Origin of the sequence: Sapientia aquatica, from assembly GCF_004358105.1 — a bacterium.
Lineage (GTDB): Bacteria > Pseudomonadota > Gammaproteobacteria > Burkholderiales > Burkholderiaceae_D > Solimicrobium > Solimicrobium aquaticum.
Map to the genome: position 1 here is coordinate 151701 of NZ_SMYL01000004.1, position 22711 is coordinate 174411.

20 protein-coding genes are annotated in these 22711 nt (G+C 48.5%); 10 read left to right on the forward strand and 10 right to left on the reverse strand.

Annotated features, from left to right (window positions below):
• Positions 1-8 precede the first annotated feature (8 nt).
• The 5 genes from E2I14_RS10100 to E2I14_RS10120 form a co-directional block, all read right to left on the reverse strand.
• The gene (locus E2I14_RS10100; RefSeq protein ID WP_133328033.1) at positions 9-383 is read right to left on the reverse strand and encodes a hypothetical protein; all 375 of its coding nucleotides are present in this window, start codon (positions 381-383) and stop codon (positions 9-11) included.
• Positions 384-451: 68 nt separating this feature from the next.
• Positions 452-643: a hypothetical protein gene (locus tag E2I14_RS10105; RefSeq protein WP_133328035.1), complete on the reverse strand. Its 192-nt coding sequence runs from the start codon at positions 641-643 to the stop codon at positions 452-454.
• 291 nt (positions 644-934) lie between these two features.
• Positions 935-2080 carry a c-type cytochrome biogenesis protein CcsB gene (ccsB, locus tag E2I14_RS10110; RefSeq protein ID WP_133328037.1) on the reverse strand — a complete coding sequence of 382 codons (1146 nt, stop codon included), beginning with the start codon at positions 2078-2080 and terminating at the stop codon, positions 935-937.
• Positions 2081-2140: 60 nt separating this feature from the next.
• Positions 2141-4216: a cytochrome c biogenesis protein ResB gene (locus E2I14_RS10115; RefSeq protein ID WP_227544709.1), complete on the reverse strand. Its 2076-nt coding sequence runs from the start codon at positions 4214-4216 to the stop codon at positions 2141-2143.
• Positions 4217-4431: 215 nt separating this feature from the next.
• The gene (locus E2I14_RS10120; protein WP_133328041.1) at positions 4432-5088 is read right to left on the reverse strand and encodes a c-type cytochrome; all 657 of its coding nucleotides are present in this window, start codon (positions 5086-5088) and stop codon (positions 4432-4434) included.
• 215 nt (positions 5089-5303) lie between these two features.
• On the opposite strand from E2I14_RS10120, the gene yihA reads away from it, so the two are divergent.
• The 4 genes from yihA (at position 5304) to E2I14_RS10140 (ending at position 8964) form a co-directional block, all read left to right on the forward strand.
• Positions 5304-6011, forward strand: coding sequence for a ribosome biogenesis GTP-binding protein YihA/YsxC (gene yihA / locus E2I14_RS10125; protein ID WP_133328043.1), 708 nt, complete (start codon positions 5304-5306; stop codon positions 6009-6011).
• Between the two features lie 178 nt (positions 6012-6189).
• Positions 6190-7206: a porphobilinogen synthase gene (hemB, locus tag E2I14_RS10130; protein WP_133328045.1), complete on the forward strand. Its 1017-nt coding sequence runs from the start codon at positions 6190-6192 to the stop codon at positions 7204-7206.
• A 112-nt stretch (positions 7207-7318) separates the two neighbouring features.
• On the forward strand, positions 7319-8575 hold the full coding sequence (locus E2I14_RS10135; protein ID WP_133328047.1) for a sterol desaturase family protein: 1257 nt from the start codon (positions 7319-7321) through the stop codon (positions 8573-8575).
• Positions 8576-8634: 59 nt separating this feature from the next.
• On the forward strand, positions 8635-8964 hold the full coding sequence (locus E2I14_RS10140; RefSeq protein ID WP_133328049.1) for an ArsC/Spx/MgsR family protein: 330 nt from the start codon (positions 8635-8637) through the stop codon (positions 8962-8964).
• Between the two features lie 49 nt (positions 8965-9013).
• Here the strand turns inward: E2I14_RS10140 and E2I14_RS10145 are convergent, their stop codons facing one another.
• From E2I14_RS10145 to E2I14_RS10160, 4 genes are all read right to left on the reverse strand, one after another.
• Positions 9014-10612 carry an HDOD domain-containing protein gene (locus tag E2I14_RS10145; protein WP_133328051.1) on the reverse strand — a complete coding sequence of 533 codons (1599 nt, stop codon included), beginning with the start codon at positions 10610-10612 and terminating at the stop codon, positions 9014-9016.
• Positions 10613-10627: 15 nt separating this feature from the next.
• Positions 10628-12250, reverse strand: a complete 1623-nt coding sequence (locus tag E2I14_RS10150) for a response regulator (RefSeq protein WP_133328053.1) — start codon at positions 12248-12250, stop codon at positions 10628-10630.
• Positions 12251-12341: 91 nt separating this feature from the next.
• The gene (locus tag E2I14_RS10155; RefSeq protein WP_133328055.1) at positions 12342-12539 is read right to left on the reverse strand and encodes a DUF2905 domain-containing protein; all 198 of its coding nucleotides are present in this window, start codon (positions 12537-12539) and stop codon (positions 12342-12344) included.
• A gap of 40 nt (positions 12540-12579) precedes the next feature.
• Positions 12580-13731: a class I SAM-dependent methyltransferase gene (locus E2I14_RS10160; RefSeq protein ID WP_133328057.1), complete on the reverse strand. Its 1152-nt coding sequence runs from the start codon at positions 13729-13731 to the stop codon at positions 12580-12582.
• A 126-nt stretch (positions 13732-13857) separates the two neighbouring features.
• Here E2I14_RS10160 and E2I14_RS10165 point away from each other — a divergent pair, with 126 nt between their 5' ends.
• Genes E2I14_RS10165 through E2I14_RS10190 form a run of 6 tightly spaced genes read left to right on the forward strand, consistent with a single transcriptional unit; the run spans position 13858 to position 20915 of the window.
• Positions 13858-14658 (forward strand): SDR family oxidoreductase, encoded by an 801-nt coding sequence (locus tag E2I14_RS10165; RefSeq protein ID WP_133328059.1) that lies wholly within the window; start codon positions 13858-13860, stop codon positions 14656-14658.
• A 21-nt stretch (positions 14659-14679) separates the two neighbouring features.
• Entirely contained in the window at positions 14680-15075 is a 396-nt protein-coding gene (locus E2I14_RS10170) for a dihydroneopterin aldolase (protein WP_133328061.1), read from the forward strand.
• 52 nt (positions 15076-15127) lie between these two features.
• Complete coding sequence (gene ttcA, locus E2I14_RS10175; protein ID WP_133328063.1) at positions 15128-16072, forward strand: tRNA 2-thiocytidine(32) synthetase TtcA; 945 nt, start codon at positions 15128-15130, stop codon at positions 16070-16072.
• 17 nt (positions 16073-16089) lie between these two features.
• On the forward strand, positions 16090-17445 hold the full coding sequence (gene glmU / locus E2I14_RS10180; protein ID WP_133328414.1) for a bifunctional UDP-N-acetylglucosamine diphosphorylase/glucosamine-1-phosphate N-acetyltransferase GlmU: 1356 nt from the start codon (positions 16090-16092) through the stop codon (positions 17443-17445).
• A 16-nt stretch (positions 17446-17461) separates the two neighbouring features.
• Positions 17462-17989 (forward strand): GNAT family N-acetyltransferase, encoded by a 528-nt coding sequence (locus E2I14_RS10185; protein WP_133328065.1) that lies wholly within the window; start codon positions 17462-17464, stop codon positions 17987-17989.
• Positions 17990-18041: 52 nt separating this feature from the next.
• Positions 18042-20915: a M16 family metallopeptidase gene (locus E2I14_RS10190; RefSeq protein ID WP_133328067.1), complete on the forward strand. Its 2874-nt coding sequence runs from the start codon at positions 18042-18044 to the stop codon at positions 20913-20915.
• Positions 20916-21265: 350 nt separating this feature from the next.
• On the opposite strand, the gene E2I14_RS10195 is transcribed toward E2I14_RS10190, so the two are convergent.
• Complete coding sequence (locus E2I14_RS10195; RefSeq protein ID WP_133328069.1) at positions 21266-22660, reverse strand: glycerophosphodiester phosphodiesterase family protein; 1395 nt, start codon at positions 22658-22660, stop codon at positions 21266-21268.
• Positions 22661-22711 lie beyond the last annotated feature (51 nt).

Here is a 22711-nt window from a genome sequence, read left to right on the forward strand (position 1 = left end):
CCGAATGCTTAGCAAGCAACGCCATTCACAATCGTTTGATTTTTGATGTCTATTCCGAACGAACAGTTATATTCCGAAGTGCGTTTGGATTTAGTACATTGCATATTTCTGATCTTTTTCCAAAGCAAATCTTCCGAGTAGACATTAGATTTGGCCTTGATCTTCATATGATCAAAAAGATCTTTTGCCGCCTCACCATTCAGATAGAAATAGATGTGCGTATTTTTAGGTTCATAGACTGGGGGATCATAAAATGACTTCCCGCCAATGGAATACGACCCCTTCAAATCCTTATATTCGTCCCCTGAGGCAATTGTCACAACCAACAACAATAGAACGAAAATAACAGATCTACTCGCTAATTTGCGATCCCATGGCGCCATTTGATCTCCAAAAATTCTATTTTTCTAATCGCGTTCAATTTGTCTGCTTCGTGCCGAATCCAGCGCCTTCAAACCCCACCACCGTGTTTGTTACTATCAGCATCCATATTCAATAAAGGTGCGGATGCGAAATCAACCGCGGCTGAATTATCCACAACAATAACTTTGGAATTGAATTCGTCTGCAATGTTTTGCTCGACCAACTTCACCGCAACAGCGCGGGAATCGCCTACTGGTTTTGGATGCCGAAAGAAGAACATATATTTCACTCCAAATTTATAAAATTGGATCCCATTTGGAATTGGAGACACAATCATCAAGATCATTCAACGAAACAAACTTTGTGCGTCAGCACTTTGCTGCCAGCATGCACAACACTCGCTCCAAACACAAATCCGGTGCGTAGTTTCAAAATAGTAAGTTAAATATTGAAACCAAGCAATTTCTAATAAACTGACTTCCGGAGCAAGCACTGAGCATTAACCAAGACCACCGAGCAAAAAAAATCGCCCGATAGGGCGATTTTTTAATTCATCGTACAAAGAGCAAACCTACAAAGTCCCATAAGAATGCAAGCCGGATAAAAACATATTCACGCCCAAGAAAGCAAATGTCGTCACGACCAAGCCTATTACCGCCCACCAAGCCGCAACTTGGCCGCGTAAGCCCTTCATCAAGCGCATGTGCAACCACGCGGCGTAGTTCAGCCAGACGATCAGCGCCCATGTTTCTTTCGGGTCCCACGACCAGTAGCCGCCCCATGCGTCGGCGGCCCACAGGGCGCCTAAAATCGTTGCGATGGTGAAAAAGGCGAAGCCGACTGTGATGGCTTTGTACATCACGTCATCCAACACTTCTAAGCTCGGCAAACGGTCTGCCAGCCAACCTTTGGCTTTCACCAAATACGCAACGCCAACCATCGCTGCTAACGAGAATGTGCCGTAGCCGATAAAGTTGGCGGGCACATGAATCTTCATCCACCAGCTTTGCAGCGCTGGCACTAAAGGTTGAATTTCAGCGGCATCGCGTTTAACCGTGTACCACAACAAAAATCCAACGGCAGCCGAAATCACTAGCATGACAAACGGGCCCATTTGGCGGGTTTTGTATTGCTGTTCGTAATACAAATAAAACAGCGCGGTGATCATCGCAAACAGGATGAAGACTTCGTACAAATTCGATACTGGAATATGACCGACATCGCCGCCGATTAAATACGATTCATACCAGCGCACCATCATGCCCACGAAGCCCATGACGACTGCCGACCAGCACAATCCGGTGCCGACCGAATAACCTAAGGCAGAGCGGCTCACCAATCCACCCCAGTAGAAAACAGTCGATAAAAAAATCAAAAAGCTCATCCACAAAATCGCAGATTGAGACGACAGTAAATATTTGAGGAAAAATTTAGTGTTAGCAGCGTCGAGCGCACCGCCGTATTGTGCAATCGCGCACCAGCTTAAGAAGGCGACCCCCAACAACAATACGCGCACTGGTTTCCAATGCCAGCCGAGTAGCGCAAAAGTCGGTGCGGCCAAGGCTAGAACGAGCTGCTCGTAATAATCCATGTGGTGGCTGAACTTCAATAAGGCCAAACCCGATGCGGTGATTAACACCGCGGCGTACAACCAATCGAGCGCACTTAGGCGCTTGAAAAATCCTTGGTAGGCTGGGTAATTTTGTGTCATGTCCATGATGTACTCCCTATTTTTACTACTTGATTCGTTGTTTGCTAACTCAAGTTAAAGAACCACTCAGGGCTGTTGTGCAGCCTCAGTTAATTCATTTTTTAATTGCAAAAATTCTTTTTCAAAATCCATGGTTTTACGCTGGGTGCTCATCGCTAATAAAGCATGCGCTGCGGCGCCACTGCCCTTTGAATCGGGTTGATCTTTAATCCACACCCAAACCCGGCGCTCGCGGATATAAAACATTGAGAATATTCCGAGCACCAATAATAAACAGCCGAGATACACAATGTTTTTACCGGGCGAACGCGTGACTTGCAGCACGCTGGCTTTGATTTCTTCGTAGGATTTTAATTGCAGATAAACCGGTGCGTTATAAAAGAACGCATCCGATAAAGCGTTGCTGGCTAACTGTAAAAAATGGGCGTGTTTTTCGGTGATCTCCAACGCTGGCAAGCCATCTTGCACGCGCGCGATTTGCCATAAATCCCATAGCGAACCGTTCAGAATTTTCATAAACACATCGGCAGCGCGTTCTTGGTCCGCGGCAGGGATTTTGGATAAAAATTCCGATACCGCGGCAAAGCCAGCGATTTTTGAATTACCGGCAAAAATGGTCAAACTCTTTTCTGCTGAAGCTTGTAATTGTGAGCGGAGTTTGTCGTTAGATTCTTCTTTCGAAAATGCATTTTTGGCGTATTCCGCTGCAGCTTTTACGCGCAATTCAGGATTGGCTAACGCGGCGCGCAGGCGCATCCATTCTTGCACCGAATCGTTGTCGTCCGCTGGGATGCGCAAGTAGCGGAAGGGCTCGGACGGCGAATCACGCATTCCGGCTAAGAACACCCAATCTTCATCAATTTTGACGGATTGCATGTAGTTGTTGAATTCGCGCGCCTGACCAGTTTTGTCGCGCAGTTTGTATTGCACCGAGGCGCCGACGTTTTTTAAATCTTTGGTGTTGATGCCTTTAGCAGCGGAGCCGGAATGTTGATCTAGGCTGGTGACTATCTTTTCGTTAAAGCTTTTTTTGCTGTCCACAGCGCGCAGGTCTTGGCCGTTGGCGCTCATGTTTTCCACGTTAAATGGGCGAAACCCTGACCATTCGATGGTGTATTGCGCGGTTTTGGCAGCGTCGGTGTTGGTTGATTCTGGTTCGTGCAGCGGCGTGGAATTGCCCACTTCACCGTTGACATCAAAGACTTTAAATTGATTACCGGACATCGGATAGGCGGCGAGTTTTAATTTGCTGCCGCCGTCTTCAAAACTCGATTGATAAACCGCCAGCCCCTTATAAACCAAGGGCTCGTTAACCTTGATCGTGGCGGAAAAAGTCTTGCCGGTTTCGTTATCACGCACATCGACTTCGCTGGCGAATAACTTCGGCATACCGGTGGAATAAAAATCGATGATGAATTTTTTGAGGTGAATTGAGAACGGCAAATCTTGGATAAATACACCGCTTGCTTGAGGAATAACCGCCGCTGTGCTGGTTTGTCCTTCGGGGATCATAGTGTTGCCGCGGAAGCTAGGATTGTTCAAACTCAGCCGATGCTTGTTATCGATTTGACTGATTAAACCATTGCCTTCAAACGGCACTTTACCCATAAACCATTGCTGTGCCCGAATCGACAAATCGGAATCGAGCAAACCGCCCACCAAAATAATGACAATGGCGCCATGCGCGAAAATGTAGCCGAGTTTGTTGGCTGCGCCGCGTTTTGCCGTAATCAAAGTTGCGTCGGTTTTGTCCACCGCTTTAATTTGGTAGCCGCGCTGGCGCAGTTGATAGGACAGTCGCTCGGTTAGAGTGGCGCGGGAATGAACGCTATTCCACTCGGCTTTATTAGCAAAATTATTGAGGGATTGTTCACGCACATTTTCACGCCAACTACGCATGTCTTTAAGCATTTTTGGCGTGTTGCGAATCAGGCATAAGGTGGTCGACGTGACCAAGAACGCCATGATGAGTAAGAACCACCAACTGGTGTAGACCGCATACAAACTGAGCTTATTGAAGACTTCAAACCAAAACGGCCCGAATTGATTTACATAATTCGGCATCGGCTCGTTCTGCTTTAACACGGTGCCGATAATCGAGGCGATGGCAATCAAGCTTAGCAAGCTGATGGCAAACCGCATCGACGAGAGTAGCTCAAAGAAATCCGCAACGGGAGTGCTGTTCTGACGCGCAGTGTTGTTGGAGTCGGGTGCAGTTTGCGAATGCTGATTTGGCGCAGTAACGGGAGACGCGGGTGTTGGTGATTCAGTTGTCATAGTGTGTTCAAAATAAAAAAGGGCAGCTCGTCGCCACCCTTTTTAGTGTCCTGCTTATGGCTGAAAATCGTTCAGTGTGATTATTTCAAACCCGCGACGTAGTCAGCAACGGCTTTGATTTCATCGTCTGTCATGCGATGCGCGATTTCGGTCATTTGCGCGCTATTGCTACGCGCGCCGGAGCGGAAGCTGGTTAATTGAGCGATGGTGTAATCTTGGTGTTGGCCAGCTAAACGTGGATATTGTGCTGGGATACCGGCACCGTTCGGGCTATGGCAACCTGCGCAAGCTGGGACATTGATGCCACCGATACCGGCGCGGTAGATTTTTTTACCGGCTTCGACTGAATCTTTGTTTTTTGCTGCATCGGATTTTGGTGCTTGTGCGCTTAAGTATGCAGCAACGTTTTTAACATCTTCAGGGCTTAACGCTTTGGCCATTGTTGTCATCACGGCGTTGTTGCGGGTTGGCTCGGTGAAGTTGTGCAATTGCTTTTCAAGGTAAGCGGCGTGTTGGCCGGCTAAACGTGGGTTTTGTGTGATGGTCGAATTACCTGCTGCACCGTGGCAAGAAACGCAAGCAACGATGTTACGGGTTGCGTCGCCATTGGTGTACAACGCTTCACCTTTGACTGGATCAGCCTTAGCTGCAGCTGTCTTTTCTTCCGCAGCGTAAGCCACCGCTGATAACGCTAACGTTGCGACGAAGAGTGACTTCAGAAAAGATTTTGGATTCATTACGCACCTTGATGACGAAATTTAACAGCGAAATTAGTAATTATGGTTATTCTTAACGAAGTGTTATCGTTATTCGACGTAATTGATCTTGATGTGAGCCAAATCAACGGTAACGCACTAAGTATAGCCACTACGATTCAACATTCAATAGCCCATTATTGTACAATAGCTTTCCTAGGTATTTAGTCCTTTTGTTGCATTTTTCGGTTCAATTTATGTCCATTCTCTGGCAAGCACGCTTTTTCACCACCGTTAACCATCTTCGCAACTTGCCGGATTTACAAGTTCCCGAACTGGCTTTTGCTGGCCGTTCCAACGCGGGCAAATCAACCGCAATTAACACGTTATGCAATCAAAAGAAGTTAGCATTCGCCTCCAAAACGCCGGGCCGCACGCAACACATTAACTATTTTTCCATCGGCGGCGCGCACGTCGCGCAGCATCGCAAAGACCCAACCAAAGTCGATGAAATTCGCGCGCTGTTGGTCGATTTACCGGGATATGGCTACGCCGAAGTACCGGGCGCAGCTAAAAATCATTGGAATGAATTACTCGGCGCGTATGTAAAAAATCGCGATCAACTCAGCGCGCTGATCTTGATTATGGACGCGCGTCGTCCGTTCACCGATCTGGATAAGCAGATGTTGGAATGGTTTGCGCCGACTGGTCGTCCGGTACATTGTATTTTGGCGAAGGCCGACAAACTCAATCGCAACGACTCAACCAACGCGCTGCGATTAACCCAATCCGTTTTGGCGAGCTATGTGGACGAAAACGGCGTGCCATTTCCGTACACGGCGCAGCTTTTCTCCGCTTTAAAACGGGTTGGACTAGAAGAAGCTGACGCGAAGATTCAAGAGTTATTAGGCTTAGATCAACCGTTTGAGCCGCTTGCCGCTGAAGAAATTGATCCTGCAGAATAGTTAGTAACGCGCACCAACCTAGCAAAAATTACGAGCAAAAAAAAGCCCAGTGCGATGAAGCACTGGGTTGTAACACCTTAGAGGTGCCCGCTCAGGGAAGTGAAGCAGGGGGTAATGAACTACCCGCCTGATATGAGCGTGGTGATTTAAATAAGTTCCTTTACTATTTATAAAATCTATGACTCTCACTCATAAGCCATCCCAATTCCCTGCCGTCCGCATGCGCCGCATGCGTAAAGACGTTTTCTCGCGTGCGTTAATGCGTGAAAACACCATCACCGCGTCGGATTTAATCTATCCAGTGTTTATCGTTGAAGGCGAAAACCAACGCGAAAAGGTCGCTTCGATGCCAGGCGTCGAGCGGATTTCGGTCGATATTTTATTGACGGTGGCAGAAGATTGCGTCGCATTGGGTATTCCGGTAATCGCGCTATTCCCAGTCATTGCGCCGAATTTAAAAACGCCCGATGGGATCGAAGCGACTAATCCTAATGGCCTCGTCCCACGCGCCGTTGCCGAGCTAAAACGCCGCTTCCCTGAATTGGGAGTACTCACTGACATCGCGCTCGACCCTTACACGAGCCACGGCCAAGACGGTATTTTGGATGCGAACGGCTATGTACTCAACGATGAAACCATCGATATGCTGGTGCGCCAAGCATTAACACATGCTAAAGCTGGAGTTGACGTTGTTGCGCCGTCGGACATGATGGATGGTCGTATTGGCGCAATTCGCGCGGCTTTAGAGTCCCACCACTATATTCATACTCGTATCATGGCCTATTCGGCTAAATACGCATCGGCGTTTTACGGTCCGTTCCGCGACGCGGTGGGTTCTGCCGGCAATTTAGGCAAAAGCGATAAAGCGACCTACCAAATGGATCCCGCCAACAGCGACGAAGCCTTGCGGGAAGTGGCGTTGGATTTAGCCGAAGGTGCCGACATGGTGATGGTTAAACCGGGCATGCCATATTTGGATGTTGTACGTCGGGTGAAAGACGAATTTAGAGTTCCAACATTTGCTTATCAAGTCAGTGGTGAATACGCGATGATTAAAGCGGCAGCGCAAAACGGCTGGCTCGATCACAACAAAACCATGATGGAAGCGATGATGGCATTTAAACGTGCTGGTGCCGATGGCGTATTAACCTACTTTGCGCGAGATATTGCACGCTTACTAAAACACGGCAGCTAAGGCCTGTTTAACAAATAATAAGCGCGCACTGCTGTTGTTTCACAAATAGAGTGTCCGCATAGTTTTTTCTAAAAGCATGACGGACACCGTTTCACGTCCTTAGGAAAAAACTATGCAAGAACAAGTCATCACTTTTGCCACGCCAGTTTTTATCGTTTTGATTTTGCTCGAAATGATCATCAGCGCGCGCCGCGGCCAGTCTACCTACTTCTTTAGCGACACCATCAACAGCATGGGCTTGGGCGTTATTAGCCAAGTGACTTCGGCGTTTTTTAAACTGCTGTTGATTGGTATCTACGCTTGGGTTTCGGCGCATTTCTCGCTATTTAAATTACCTAACGCTTGGTGGGTCTGGGTCGGCGGCTTACTCCTTTACGATTTTCTGTACTACTGGCTGCATCGTTGCGGGCATGAAATGGCCATTCTGTGGGCGGCGCATGTTGTGCACCACCAAAGCGAGCGCTATAACCTGACAACCGCTCTGCGCCAAACTAGTTCTGGCCCCTTGTTAGCGTGGATTTTTTATTTGCCGATGGCCATTATTGGCGTGCCGGTTGAAATATTTGTCGTGATTGGTTTAATCGATTTGCTGTATCAGTTTTGGGTGCATACCGAGTTGATCGGCAAGCTTGGTTGGTACGATCGGGTGTTTGTCTCGCCGTCCAATCATCGTGTTCATCACGCTACCAATGATATTTATTTGGATAAAAATTACGGCGGGATTTTAATTCTGTGGGATCGCTTATTCGGCACCTTTATCGAAGAAATGGACGAACACAAAGTCGTTTATGGCACACGCAAACCGCTGCGTAGTTGGAACCCGATCACCGCCAATATCGAGGTCTATCAAGCGGTGATTAAAGACGCTGTATTGGCGTCCAGTTGGATCGATAAATTACGTTTTTGGATCAAGCATCCCGGCTGGCAGCCTGCCGATGTAGCGCAGAAAAATCCGCATGCGCCGTTTGAATTGCACCATCCTAATTTTGAGCCGCAATTGTCGCCGCGCTTAAAATGGTATTGCGCCGCGCAATTCTTATTTATCTTCTTAATCACGACCCATTTTTTAGCGGCCCATGCATCTATTTCAACCATTAGCTCCGTCCTTTATGCAGCTTGGTTGATCGGCGGCCTGGTCGTTGTGGGCGGCTTGACTGAACTAAAGCCGCACTATCTAGGAATCGAAGCGGCGCGATTATTATTCACCGCAGGTTTTGTGATGTTTTCGGGTCAGTGGTTTGGTGAATATCCCTTATCGGAACCGTTAAAAATCGGCATCGTCGCCGTGGCGATGTTGTCACTCGTTTGCCTGTTTGCGCTGCGCGATCAAATCAAAACCAGCGACAGTAATCAACTCAGCACAAATTAACTCCAACTCAATTCACCTAGGCGGCAATCATACATTGCCGCCCTTTTTACATCGCATTCATGATCACGATTTACCACAATCCACGCTGCTCCAAATCGCGCGCTGCACTCGAGATCGCTCAACAATACGCCGAGCAGCATCAATTGGCGTTGCAGGTTGTCGAGTACTTAAAAACACCGCTGAATTCAGCCCAATTGCAGACATTACAAACACAATTGGGAGCGCAAGCTAGTGAGTTGGTCAGAGAACATAGCGATCTGACCGAAGAACAGCAGCGTCAGATTTTGCTTGAGCAACCGGAATTGATGCAGCGTCCGATTATTCGCTTTAACGATAAGGCTGTGATTGCTAGGCCAACCGAATTGATCCATCGCTTATTGACTGAATGAGTCAGCAACCCAGTCAGCCAATAAGTCAGCTAATAAATCAACTACTAAGCTAGCGACTCATCGCGGCCAACAACTGATCCTTCATCGTCTTAATCAACGCGGTTTCATCCGGTGGCACGCCTTCTGGCGCGACCCGATCGCGCTCGGCGTAAATCAATCCAATTGGTCGGCCATTAATTAACAGCGGCAAAATCATCACGCTTTTCGCGCACGGGAAATTCGTCAAATGCCATTTGGGCAGCAAGCGATGAATCTTAGGCACCGAGGTATCTTCAATCATCAAATCAGCATTGTTTGCCAATGCTAGACCAAATAAATCGGACACATCTTTACTTGAAAAACTAAAGTTTTTTTGCTTTTGGCTGCTGTCGGTTCCGACGGAGATGCGGGCGACATAACGCTCGATTTTTGCGTCTTTTAAACTCGCAGTGACATAGTGAAATCCCATCGCGTCGTGCAAAATTTTCAGCATTAAAGACACCACATCATTTAATTGAAATTTACCGGACGAAACGGTCTTGGTTAATTCCATTAATCCCGCTAATAGCAAATCGCGCGCATTGTGCGGCTTACCGCTGGGGAAGGTCGCGGGCGTCGCATTTTCTAAATCCACTTCGCTATGCATTTTGAATTCTTCGGGCAGTTCAAAATCGATGGTATCGTCCAACAATGGCAACGGTTCTTCTTCCACTTGCTCTTGCTTTTCCACCAAACGCATGCCCAGCTTTAAGGCTAATCGTTCGGTCTCTTGGATGGTGTTTGCCAGCCAGTCAACAAGCGTTTTTTGGTCAAGATCAAGCGCGGCTGCGTAGCGCTGCATGAGGCCTTTGGTAAATTTTTCGTGCTCGAAATTTATTGGCTTGCCACCACCAATCTGAAACTGGGAGTTGCGCATAATCACGTCCGAAGCGTCGGCACTAAAGGCGGCAACTTGTTTAATCCATTCGCTACGATGGCGCGTTTTTTTAATCGCACCGGGCGGCAGCGAAGCAACTGTTTGCACAATGCTGTCTGGCAAACCCCAATGCTGCAAAATTAAGCTACCAAAATACTCAATATTGCAACCAAGTTGACGCACCGATGAATAATGCAGCGACTCTTCGCCCGCATTCACTGGCTCCATAATGGCGTGATAAATATCGGGCGCTTGCGAGGCCAAAATAAGTAGGCCGATATTCTTAAACAGCGCCGAAATACTCGCCTCTTCGGCATCTTGGTAGATGCTACGACTGACACATTCGCGCGCCATAATGCTGGCGCACAACGAACGGGTTAATTCGTAATAGAGATATTCGTCATCCTGATTTAAAAACTCCAACATCAAAATGCCCAAGGCACTGGTTTTGACCACATCAAACCCAAGAATAAAAATCGCCTTAGAAATTGTCGTGACAGTTCCGCCCTGCGCACCGCGGTAAGACACGGAGTTTGCTAGATTGAGGATTTCCTTGGTTAATCCAACATCGGCCAAAATAAATTTGGCCAGCTTGTGCACTGAGCCTTCGCCATCCGAGGTGATTTGAATCACTTTAGAAATCGCCACACCCAAGCTGGGCAGAGATTTATCGTGATCAATTTCACTCAACAACTGGTCACGTCGCTGGCGCGTGAGCTGGTCATTCAATAGGGTGAGAGAGAGCTTAGTCACGCGATGGTTTCTCGGTTAAACAATGGAACGTCCAATACCGTATTTTTTTTGTAGTTCGTCGTACAGTTTGCGCATTGCGGCAATACGTTGATTGCCGGGATCCAAGCGTTGCGAATTATCGATCAAGCGCCGACATTGTTCGGCCAAGCCCTGCTCCCAGCCGTCGTGCTCCAAGCATTTTAAGAACGCTAATGCCGCATTCATCACGACCTGTGCGTTGTTGGGCAATTGTTTGGCTGCCGAGGCCATCAATTCGACCGAACCACGGAAATCACCTTCCTTGGCTTTTTTCACGCCAGCCGCGACCAACTCCATGACTTCTGCCCGACTTTGTTCGGCTAATTGCTTACCTAAAAAGCCTTTTCCTTCGGACTCAAAAACACCAATCGCGCGGGTCATTTCTTTCTTATTGGTCGAATTGCGCATGACTTCCAAAACGACTTCACTGGCCGCATCGTCCATATCGCTCTTGAGGCAATTTTTGACCAAATCGAGTTTGAGATTGGTCGATAAACCAATATTTTCGCGATTAGCGGCGACCGCGGCATTGAGTTCATCGATTAAGCGTGGATCGTTATTCTTGGCATGAATAAAGGCGTTGGAAATCGCTTTGCAGGCAGCGGTTTTTAGCTTGTCCGGCATGGAGCGCTCTAGGTCGCGGATGACAGATTTCGCTTGATCGATATTGCCGCGCTGGACTAAGGCGTTGACTAAATTAACGTGATCTTCGGGGTCTTTGAATTCGGAGTATTTAACTTTATTCACGACCTTTTTTAATTGGGTTTCGGCGCCGACCAAATCGCCAATTTGCAACGAGATCGAACCCAAACGACGTAAGCGACGCACGCCGTGGGGCGAGATTTCAACGGCGGTATTCAATACTTCTGCGGCGGATTCTAGACGCCCGCTTTCTTCGTGATTCTTAGCGAGCAAATCAAACGCGTCCATATAGCGATCATTCTCAGTCACTAAGGCCGTTAAAATCGTTTCCGCTTCGTCATAGCGGCCTTGTAAATGCATGGATTTCGCCAAACCTAAACGCGCCCAAGCCACTTTGCGCATTTCGTTTAATAGCTGATAAATTGGTTCAGCCAAAGCGGGTTCGCCCAGCGAAATATGCAGCTCCGCCCGCAGGCGCATAAAGTCGATTTGGTCGCGGTCTTTGGCTAGTTCGCGCTCTTTGCAGGCGTCAATGGCGGCTTGAAATTCACCTTTATCCATCAATTCATAAATCGGCAAAAACTTGTCGCGCTTTTTGAACGCTCGCATCACGCGCTCCAATAAATCGTCGGGCGTAAAGGGCTTTAATAGGTAATCGTTTGGAGCAAGCTCGGCGGCACTAACGACGCGTTCATAACTGCGCTCGGCGGTGACCATGATAAAAATCGTGGAGAGCGGGGCAAGTTTGTGATGACGGATATCTTCTAATAATTGCTGACCGTCCTGGCCCACGCCCAGTTCGTATTCGCACAGAATCAGATCAAAGTATTTGCTTTTGATGGCACCGATTGAGGTACCCGCCGAGACACCGTGTTCAATCTTGGTGATGCCGCATAAATTGAGCATGTTATGCACACTCGCGCGCATGCCTGAGTGCGGCTCAATTAATAGGACTCGAATATCGGCTAGCTCAATCATCTCTTCCCAGTGCAGAACATGGTGTCCGTTGCGACGGCTCTTGGCTGGCGGATCTTCGTTAAGTTTTTTGGGCTTGGCCTTGATTGTTAACTTACTTTAAGAATTTCGCCAATAACATCACCGCCAGTGATAACAGAATAGTCGACGCGAACGGTAAACAAAAGACTCGACCGAAAAGTTTAAAGCGCAAATCGCCCGGCAGCCGCCCAACTCCGAGCTTCTCTAGCCAAGGCAACAACGCCGAAAACACAATCAAGCCAATAAAAATAGCAAATACCCAACGAATCATATCTATCCCTTTATATGTTAACGGTGATTTTTAGCAAACTTTATAGTCGATGACGGCGATCTTGCTGGGTAAACTGCGCTGGCAAGGACGTTTTGGCCCCCATAATCAGAACTTTAAATAATTCACCCATTTCAGCCGGTGACACCAGCTTTTGCAGCGCATTGGCTTGCGGCAGGTAGCGCATTGGATCGGTCGGTGAAGTCCTCAGTAGCAATTCGCCAACGCCGGCATGCAGCAAAAATCCGGCTTGACTGGTGTAACTGAGCAAATCCAAACCAGCTTGTTCACCGGCGTAGGAAATTGCACTGAAATCGACGTGCGTCGTAATATCTTGCAAGCCCGGCCAATAAAACGGGTCAGTATGCGAATGATGGCGGTAATGGCACATTAATGTGCCTTGATCGCGTTGGTGCAAATAGTATTCTGCCGCTGGAAAACCGTAATCAATCCACAACGCCAAACCGCCATCGCCCTTGTTCAACATCTGGGCCACGGAACGCATAAACGCTAGCGCAATTGGATGGCATTCGGTCAGATAACCAATCGGCAAATCGTCTTGAGCGGGGATTTGGGCCAGGATTTCCGGCTGCTTGAGGGGCTGATCAACCCAGATAAATTGGTCATCCTGCCATCTCACGCCGCGCTCCAACCAGCCGTTTTCAGCCTTGACCACCAAATGCGCTGGCATCGCGTCCAATACCTCATTACCCAGCACTAAGCCTGAGAAACTCTCCGGCATCTGCTGCAACCAGACCACTTCTTTGAAATCTTTTAATAGTTGCTCTTGGCGGCTACGCAGTTCACCCGATAATTCAACGATATAATAGCGCTCCGGCGGACAGCTCTGACGATGCAATTCCGTCAAGATATCAAAGGCCAGTTTGCCGGTTCCAGCACCAAATTCCATCAGTTGATTAGACATTTGCGGTAATAATTGCGCGGCAAAATTGGCCAGTGCACCGCCAAATAATGGGGAAATCTCTGGCGACGTAATAAAATCGCCGGCACCACCCAATTTGGCCGCTCCACCGGTGTAATAGCCTAATTGAGGAGCGTACAAGGCATTTTCCATAAATTCAGCAAACGCAATCCAGCCATTATTGGCGCTAATCTTTTGCTGAATTAAGCGACTTAATTGCGCTGACGCGGCTTGTGCTTCGGGGCTGGGTTCGGGTAATTGAAGTTTTTGCATTGCAGTTTTAAACCACGGATGAATTGAATTAGTTTTATTGATTTTGCGCTGAAAGCGAGCGAGTTCGCCGCTGTTGAAGCGCCTATTATCTTCTAACCCGAGTGGATTCACTCAGAATTTATTGTCATGACTAACTTAAATCAACACAACAGCGCTGCTCCAGTGGTATTGATTACCGGAGCGGCAATTCGGATAGGCCGCTGCATCGCTTTGACCATGGCGCAGCGCGGCTGGCGGGTGGCGATTCATTTTAATCAATCGCAGCAACCCGCGTTGGAGCTGGCCGAAGAAATCAATCAACGTGGTCATGGCGCGCAAGCTGACGTATTCCAGTGCGATTTAAGCCAAGAAGACCAAGTAAAACAATTAATCGGCAAAGTCGTTGCCCGTTTCGGTACGCTGCAATGCGTGGTCAATAACGCCTCGTCGTTTGAAGTCGATACCGTGGCCGATTTTGGTCTGACATTATTGGATCACCACATGCACATCAACTTGGCTGCGCCGGTCTTATTAGCGCAAGGCTTGTTTGAAGTCACGCCCGATGGCGAACAAGCCAGCGTGATTAATTTGCTCGACCAAAAATTATTTAATCTTAATCCTGATTTTTTCTCGTACACCCTATCCAAAGCGGCCTTGCAAACCGCGACCACCACATTGGCGCAAGCCTTAGCGCCCAAAGTGCGCGTGGTCGGCGTTGCCCCCGGCACGACCTTGGCATCGATTCATCAAGACGAAGACAACTTCAACAAAACGCACCAACTCGCGGCGCTGGGGCGTTCCAGCACGCCACAAGATCTGGCCGATGCGGTGCTGTATTTGGCTTCCGCGAACGCAGTGACCGGCACGATTTTAGCGGTCGATGGCGGTCAGCATTTGGTTCCACTAGCCCGTGATGTGATGTATCTGGTCAACACGCCCAACACCTAATTCAACCTCAACTACAACTCTATGAACTCTGATCTCACCTTGTCGCAACTGCACGATTGCCGCCGTTTATTCTTGCGTAATTACGAAATTTTTATCAATATCGGCGTGCATGATTTTGAAAAGAAAGGCGAACAACGGGTTCTGATTAATATCGATTTATACGTGCCGTTATCGTCCTCCACGCCGCAACACGATTCGCTCGACGAAGTAGTCGATTACGATTTTATGCGCACTAGCGTGGCCAACCGGGTCGCGCAAGGCCATATTCATTTGCAAGAAACGCTGTGCGATGATTTGGCGCTCAGTATGTTGAGCCATCCTAAAGTGCGCGCTGTGCGTATTTCGACCATGAAGCCGGATGTCTATCCCGATTGCGAAGGCGTGGGCGTAGAAGTATTCAAAATTAAAAGTGCTTAATCAGCCCTAACTAAGTCGTACCCATCATCAAGCCAGTAAAGAGCAATCCGTCATGAACCAAACAACCGCCACCATCGATGCGCCCGTAGTTGACGCAGCCACCAAGTCCGCCAAGACGATGGAAAAAATCGCCTACGAAAATAACAAGCTGCACAAACGCCTATGCCGCCAAGTCGGTCAAGCAATCGGCGACTTTAATATGATCGAAGAAGGCGACAAGGTGATGGTGTGTTTGTCGGGCGGCAAAGACAGTTATGCCTTACTCGATATTTTGATGACACTGCGTGAACGTGCGCCGATTAATTTTGAAATCGTGGCCGTCAATTTAGATCAAAAACAACCGAACTTCCCAGCCGATATTTTGCCGGCTTATTTATCTAAATTAGGCATCCCGTTTCATATCGAAAATCAAGATACCTACAGCATTGTTAAGCGCGTGATCGAAGAAGGCAAAACCACGTGTTCCTTGTGCTCGCGTTTGCGGCGCGGGATTTTGTATCGCGTAGCAGACGAATTAGGCGCGACCAAAATCGCCTTGGGACATCATCGCGACGATATTTTAGAAACCTTTTTCTTGAATATGTTTTTTGGTGCCAAGATCAAAGGCATGCCGGCCAAATTGCAATCCGACGATGGCAAACACATGGTGATTCGCCCCTTGGCTTACGTCAAAGAAGAAGACACCGAACGTTATGCCGCGGTGAAAAATTTCCCGATTATTCCGTGCGATTTATGTGGCTCGCAAGAGAACTTACAGCGCAAACAAATCAAAGGCTTAATGCGCGAATGGGAAAAGAAATTTCCTGGGCGGGTTGAAAGCATTTTCTCGGCCTTATCCACCGTCGTGCCATCGCATTTGATGGATCGCGACTTATTTAAATTTAGCGAATTAAAAATCGACGGCCAAGCCAAGGCCGAAGGCGACATTGCGTTTGATGACGAACCCTGCGCGCCGCCACCTGTATTTAACGCGATCAACATTACTCCCCTCAACTAACACACCCAAAAACTATGATCAATATCGTGATATTAGCTGCTGGCATGGGCAAACGTATGCGTTCGGATGTGCCAAAAGTGTTGCACAAAATCGCTGGCAAATCGTTAGTTAATCATGTGCTCGACACGGCCCGTGGCTTATCTCCTGCCTCCTTGGTAGTGATCTACGGCCACGGCGGCCAACAAGTGCCAACCGCTTTGGCGGCGGATGACGTCAGTTTTGCCAAGCAAGAACCGCAACTCGGTACCGGACACGCGGTGCAACAAGCGCTGCCGTTTGTAAACGATGCCTTACCAACCCTGATTTTGGCGGGCGATGTTCCGCTAACTAAACTCAGCTCATTGCAATCCTTGGTTACTGCTGCGGGCAATGACAAACTCGGTATTTTGACGGTCGATTTATCCGATCCAACAGGCTATGGCCGCATCGTGCGGGTCGATGGCAAGATCAGCGAAATCGTCGAACACAAAGACGCGACGCCGGCGCAGCACGCGATTAACGAGGTCAATACCGGCATCATGATTATGCCGACCACCAAGCTCAAACAATGGCTGTCCACCTTATCGAATAACAACGCCCAAGGTGAATATTATTTAACCGATGTGATTGCCAAGGCAGTGGCCGATGGTGTGGAATTGGTGTCGGCACAACCAGACGCAGAATGGGAAACCTTGGGCGTTAATAGTAAAACGCAATTGGCGCAATTAGAACGTTTATATCAACAAAACCAAGCGGCAGTTTTACTTGAAAATGGCGTCACTTTGCTCGATCCCGCACGCATTGATATTCGCGGCACCTTGGTCTGCGGACGCGACGTGACGATCGACGTTGGCTGCATTTTTGAAGGTCATGTCACCATCGGGGACGGCGTGCATATCGGCGCATACAGCATCATCAAAGATGCAACCATTGCCAACAACGCCAGCATCAAACCGTATTGCCATATTGATGAAAGCAGCGTTGGCGCAGCAGCCCAAATCGGCCCGTATGCGCGTCTGCGCCCCGGAGCAGAATTGGCCAACGATGTCCATATCGGCAATTTTGTCGAAGTAAAGAAAAGCCAAATCGGCGCCTTCAGCAAAGCCAATCATTTAGCCTACATCGGCGACGCCACCATCGGTGAGCGCGTCAACGTGGGAGCGGGAACGATTACCTGCAACTACGACGGCGTGAATAAATTCCGCACTGTGATTGAAGACGACGCCTTCATCGGTAGCGACAGCCAATTAATCGCGCCAGTTACTGTGGGCAAAGGTGCAACCTTGGGCGCGGGAACAACACTGTCTAAAGACGCCCCGGCTGGGCAATTAACGGTGTCGCGCGCCAAACAAGTTTCGGTTCCGGGCTGGCAACGTCCGGTTAAGAAAAAATAATTTGTCCGCTTAAATTATGCGTATCCGCGACTTAACCATCGATGATGCAGAAGATTTATTACGTTTTGAATTCACCAACCGTGCTTGGTTTGAACAGCACATTGCGCCGCGACCCGATAGCTTTTTTAATCTGGTGGCGGTGCAAGATCATATTCGCGGCTATTTAAACGCGCGCGAACTCAAGCAATTCCACGCTTGCGTCATCACCGACGAACAAGGCATCATCGTCGGGCGTGCCAATCTGCGCGAGATCAGCATCAAACTGAGCTCAGCCGAAGTTGGCTATCGCATCGCTGAATCGCATTCAGGTCTTGGTTTAGCCAGCATGGCGACGAAACATTTGCTCGATCTTGCGTATAACAATTGGCGACTGAGTAACATTTTTGCCTATGTCACCGTCGCCAATCATGCGTCCTCGCGCGTCTTGGCCAAAAACGGCTTTGTCGAAATTGGACGCCATCCACGCATCACCAAACTTAAGCACGGCGCGTTTGATTGTATTCAATATCAACATGTGCCTAGCGCAACTAAAACTCACGCATGATCTGCGCTTGTTGTATTATTCCCAATCTTCGTTTTTTTCCTCGGTACCCATAATGACGCTAATTTCACTACGCAATGCTGTTGCCAGCGCCGTGTTGCTGGTTCTTTCTTGGTCAGCGTACAGCGCGATCAATTTATCCGAACCGTTGCCGATCAATCCGCTCGTCAAAACCGGCAAACTGCCTAACGGCTTAAGCTATTTCATCCAAAAAAATCCCAAGCCAGAAAAGCGTGTAGAACTGCGCTTAGTAGTCAAAGCTGGTTCGATTTTGGAAGACGACGATCAACAAGGTTTGGCGCATTTTACCGAGCACATGGCATTTAACGGTTCGCGCCATTTTAAGAAACATGAACTGATTTCGTATCTGCAATCGATCGGCGTCAAATTCGGTGCAGACTTAAATGCCTATACCAGCTTTGACGAAACAGTCTATATCCTGCCTATCCCAACCGACAAAAAAGAAAACCTAGAAAAAGGCATGTTGGTATTAGAAGACTGGGCGCAAGGCGTAAGCATGAACGATGCGGATATCGATTCAGAACGCAATATCGTTTTGGAAGAAGCACGCTTGGGCAAAGGCGCTTCTGACCGCATGAATAAACAATTCTACCCAGCTTTATTTAACGGTTCGCGCTATGCCGAACGTTTGCCTATCGGTAAAGAAGACATCATCAGCAATTTTAAATACGACGTAATCAAACGCTTTTATGCGGATTGGTATCGTCCTAATTTGATGGCGGTTTTTGTCGTTGGTGATATTGATCCGAGCAAAGCCGAGCAAATGGTCAAGGCGCATTTTGGCAAATTAAAAAATCCTAAAAATGAACGTCCACGCACCTATGCGCCTATCCCAGCCGATTCGGACAATGCTGGCTTAGTGGTCACGGACAAAGAAGCCACCAACAATATTGTGTTGATTCGTTACCCGATCAAACCTAAGCAAACTGAAAAAACCATCGCTGATTACCGCGAAACGCTGATCAAAACTTTGGCTGGTTCTATCTTGGCGCAACGTTTTCAAGAGTTGACTCAACAAGCCTCACCGCCGTTTTTAGGCGGTGGCAGCGGCACCGAAGCGATTGCGCCGGGCTATGAATTTTTCTCTTCCTCGGCCGCGATTGGTCGTGCTGGAGTTGAGCCTGCGATTGCTGCATTGATTCAAGAAAATCACCGCGCCCAACAATTTGGCTTTACCGCCGACGAATTAGATCGCGCCAAAAAGAATCATCTGCGCCAATTCGAGCAGTTTTATAACGAGCGCGATAAATCCAATTCCGCCGATTATGCCGCCGAATATATTCGTCATTTCTTAGTACAAGAATCGATTCCTGGCATCGTCAACGAATACCGCTACGTGCGCGAATTGCTACCAACGATTAGCTTAGACGACGTCAATAATTACGCCAAAAATTCGATTCCGACCAAGGCCAATAAACTGGTCACCTACATGGGCTCGAACAAAGAAGGCGAAGCGATTCCGACCAAAGAGCAGTTATTGAGCTGGACAGAAAAATCCGAAGCCACTTTGGTTAGCGCCAATGCCGCTAAAGCGATTCCCACCTCGCTGATGGCCCAACCACCTAAAGCGGGACAGATCGTTTCCGAATCCGAAAACAAGGTATTGGGATTGACTGAATTAACCTTATCGAACGGCTTAAAAGTCATTCTCAAGCCAACCGATTTTAAAGGCGACCAAATCTTGTTATCGGCCACGCGCTTTGGCGGACAATCGCTGTTCTCGGACGCAGATATGTTCAACGCGCGGTATTCCACATCGGTCATGAGTGCCATGGGTTTTGCCGAATTTACGCCGACCGAGATTCCAAAAATCTTGGCAGGCAAATCAGTACGCTTCCAAACCGCACTAGGTAACTACACCGAGAGCTTGAAAGGTTATGCCGGCAGCAACGATGTCGAGGCCTTATTCCAAACCTTGGTATTGCGCTTAACCGCACCGCGCAAGGATGCCGATTTATTCACTTCATTCATTAGCAGCGCGCAAGATGCAACCAAAAATTCAGCCGCGCGGCCTGAATCGATTTTCTCCACCACCTTGTCGCGCACGCTATACAACAATCACCCACGCTTGACCTTGGAAGCCAAACCGGACGATTTCACCCATATCACGCTGGACCGTGCAGCAGAGATTTACAACCAACGTTTTGCTAGCGCTAAAGGTTACACCTTCATCCTCGTGGGTAGCTTCAATAGCGCCACGGTTAAGCCCTTAATCGCGACGTATTTAGCTAGCTTGCCGACCAATGATATTCCGGTGAGCTATCAGGATTTAAATATTCGTCCTGTCACTGGCGTGGTCAAAAAAGATGTGCATAGCGGCAGCGAACCGAAGAGCCAAGTATCCATCGTTTTCACCGGTGTGGCGCAGTATTCGAAGGAAGAGAACATGCGCTTAGGCGCCTTGATGGAAGTCATGAATTTGCGCATCATCGACAATCTGCGTGAGAAGCTGTCTTTGATTTATGGCGGCGGTATGAGCGGCTCGATTGATCGCGTGCCCTACCAAAATTACCGTATCAACATCGGCCTGCCTTGCGGCCCTGAAAATGTGGATAAAGTGATTGCCGCGACCTTTGCTGAAATCAACAAGATGAAGCAACAAGGCCCGACCAAAGAAGAACTCGATAAAGTGAAATCGAACTGGACCAAGAGCCACGACATTGGTATGCGCACCAACGAACTGTGGTTGAGTTATCTGCAAGACGCAACGTTATACAACACCGATGCGGCGGATATTTTAACGGTCGATCAGCGCATTAATGCAATCACCTTAGACGACATCAAAGCAGCGGCAAATCGTTATTTCAATACCGATAATTATGTGCAAGCGGTGCTGTATCCTGAAGTGAAAGCTGCGGAGGCGGCGGATAAAACAGTCGATCAAACAATTAAGCAAATGGCGCAATGAGGTAGTTAGCAGCGACCGTTTTACCGAACAGGGCTCGGGTTTCCGAGCCCTTTTTTTATTTCATCGCTTCCGTCCAATTTAGGAATCGCGAACTCCGTAGGGACGCGCCTCGTTGATGCCTTGGTGAATTAACGTCCGGCGTAAATTAACAAAGCACCCACAAGGGGTGCCAATACGATATGAACGATAAGCCGTTTTCTGATAATTCCCCAAGCGGTGATAACGTTTCAAACTTCCGAACTCCGTAGGGGCGCCCCTCGTGGGCGCCTTGGTGAATGACCGCATGGCGTAAATTAAAAAGGCACCCACGTGGGTTGCCGCTGCTGCCTTAACGCTCCGCGCTGCGACATCTATTTTAACATCGCATTCCGCGCAGCCAACGCCGTTGGGGTGAAGTCGCTGAACACGCCGTCCACGCCAGCGCGATAAAAGGCGATGTATTCGGCTATCGGGTCGCCTTTGTATAGTCCGGCTAAATACTTCGCCTCATTGCGGAAGGTAAACACATGAACGAATAGGCCAAGTTTGTGCGCGTCATTAATTACCGTACTTGGTTTGATGAGATTTACCTCAGCTAGCCCAGTCTTGTTAGCAGCGCTATTGCTTGGCACAATAAGGTGCAACATTGCCTCTGGCTTCCAGATCCCAATCCCATCGGCATACGTTTTCACTTCAGCCAAACCTGCTGGTGTCAACATCACGCCAAAGGTACGCGGGTCGCCTGCCAAGGTCCAACTATAGGGACGCCCGCTGACGAAAGTATCTGGGGTTGGCGTGATAAAAATGGTTTCCCCGGTTTGAAAGTTAACCGCGTTTCCATCGACGAGTTGCACTACTTTTGTGGCCAGGCCAACCGAACGTAGGTATTTCAAACTGGCTGGGTCAAAACTCTGAACGAACACCGGCGCATTTTTATGATTAAGTTGATTGTGAACGATCACTTGCAAAATCGCGTCTTCAAACGGGTGTCCACCGGGGACGCCGCAGCCATTAGCGATGGCTTGCGCGTTATTCCAAATCGGGTTCTTACTTTCGGGATAAGTACTAATTACTCGTCCGGTAGCGACACTTTTCGCTTTGGCGATATCGATGACTTCTTGAAACGTCAAAATCGGCAACTTACCGTTAAACTCTGCCGGACGTTCGTCACGCGCATCATAAGTGGTGCCGCCTATCCATTGCTTTAATTCAGCGAGCGTGAAGTCGCTAATAGACCAATCGTTAATGTGCGCTTCACCATCAACAATTAACGCCTGTAATGGCGACTTTGGGTCGTTAGGATTAGTTACATCAGTCAGATATTGCGCTGGTCCATTCTCGGGCAAATTCGGATAAGCCACGTCCCGCAGCACGCCAGTACCGATGCGCTTGCGCGCAGCAACGATGGGATTCGTTTTTGCCACCTCTGCCACGTTGGTGTTGTCGCTCATCCACGGATTATGGCGAGCCACCAAAACGCAATCCTTGGTCATGTGCAAATCTAACTCGAGTGAATCTGCACCAGCATCGGCGGCCTGCGCATACGACATCCGCGTTTCTTCTGGATACAAACCGGGCAAACCACGATGTCCAATGACTAGCGGAAGATTTCCATCTAATGTGTTCCACGCGGTCGGTAAAGTCTGAATGGGATGAGCGGAACCAATGCTGACACTGCCACATCCGCTGACAGCTAAAGAGCCAGCAATCAACGTGACTTGAGTAATTAATTTGAAAAATAATGAAGGACTTGGGCGTGGGGACATAAACAGCCGATTGAAGTGATAGGACATACTAACTACGCGTACAGCACTGCG

Coding starts and splice junctions, on each gene's coding strand:
- E2I14_RS10100 (WP_133328033.1), bottom strand. CDS start 383: ATGGCGCCATGGGATCGCAAATTAGCGAGTAGATCTGTTATTTTCGTT.
- E2I14_RS10105 (WP_133328035.1), bottom strand. CDS start 643: ATGTTCTTCTTTCGGCATCCAAAACCAGTAGGCGATTCCCGCGCTGTT.
- ccsB (WP_133328037.1), bottom strand. CDS start 2,080: ATGGACATGACACAAAATTACCCAGCCTACCAAGGATTTTTCAAGCGC.
- E2I14_RS10115 (WP_227544709.1), bottom strand. CDS start 4,216: ATGCGGTTTGCCATCAGCTTGCTAAGCTTGATTGCCATCGCCTCGATT.
- E2I14_RS10120 (WP_133328041.1), bottom strand. CDS start 5,088: ATGAATCCAAAATCTTTTCTGAAGTCACTCTTCGTCGCAACGTTAGCG.
- yihA (WP_133328043.1), top strand. CDS start 5,304: ATGTCCATTCTCTGGCAAGCACGCTTTTTCACCACCGTTAACCATCTT.
- hemB (WP_133328045.1), top strand. CDS start 6,190: ATGACTCTCACTCATAAGCCATCCCAATTCCCTGCCGTCCGCATGCGC.
- E2I14_RS10135 (WP_133328047.1), top strand. CDS start 7,319: ATGCAAGAACAAGTCATCACTTTTGCCACGCCAGTTTTTATCGTTTTG.
- E2I14_RS10140 (WP_133328049.1), top strand. CDS start 8,635: ATGATCACGATTTACCACAATCCACGCTGCTCCAAATCGCGCGCTGCA.
- E2I14_RS10150 (WP_133328053.1), bottom strand. CDS start 12,250: ATGATTGAGCTAGCCGATATTCGAGTCCTATTAATTGAGCCGCACTCA.
- E2I14_RS10155 (WP_133328055.1), bottom strand. CDS start 12,539: ATGATTCGTTGGGTATTTGCTATTTTTATTGGCTTGATTGTGTTTTCG.
- E2I14_RS10160 (WP_133328057.1), bottom strand. CDS start 13,731: ATGCAAAAACTTCAATTACCCGAACCCAGCCCCGAAGCACAAGCCGCG.
- E2I14_RS10165 (WP_133328059.1), top strand. CDS start 13,858: ATGACTAACTTAAATCAACACAACAGCGCTGCTCCAGTGGTATTGATT.
- E2I14_RS10170 (WP_133328061.1), top strand. CDS start 14,680: ATGAACTCTGATCTCACCTTGTCGCAACTGCACGATTGCCGCCGTTTA.
- ttcA (WP_133328063.1), top strand. CDS start 15,128: ATGAACCAAACAACCGCCACCATCGATGCGCCCGTAGTTGACGCAGCC.
- E2I14_RS10185 (WP_133328065.1), top strand. CDS start 17,462: ATGCGTATCCGCGACTTAACCATCGATGATGCAGAAGATTTATTACGT.
- E2I14_RS10190 (WP_133328067.1), top strand. CDS start 18,042: ATGACGCTAATTTCACTACGCAATGCTGTTGCCAGCGCCGTGTTGCTG.
- E2I14_RS10195 (WP_133328069.1), bottom strand. CDS start 22,660: ATGTCCCCACGCCCAAGTCCTTCATTATTTTTCAAATTAATTACTCAA.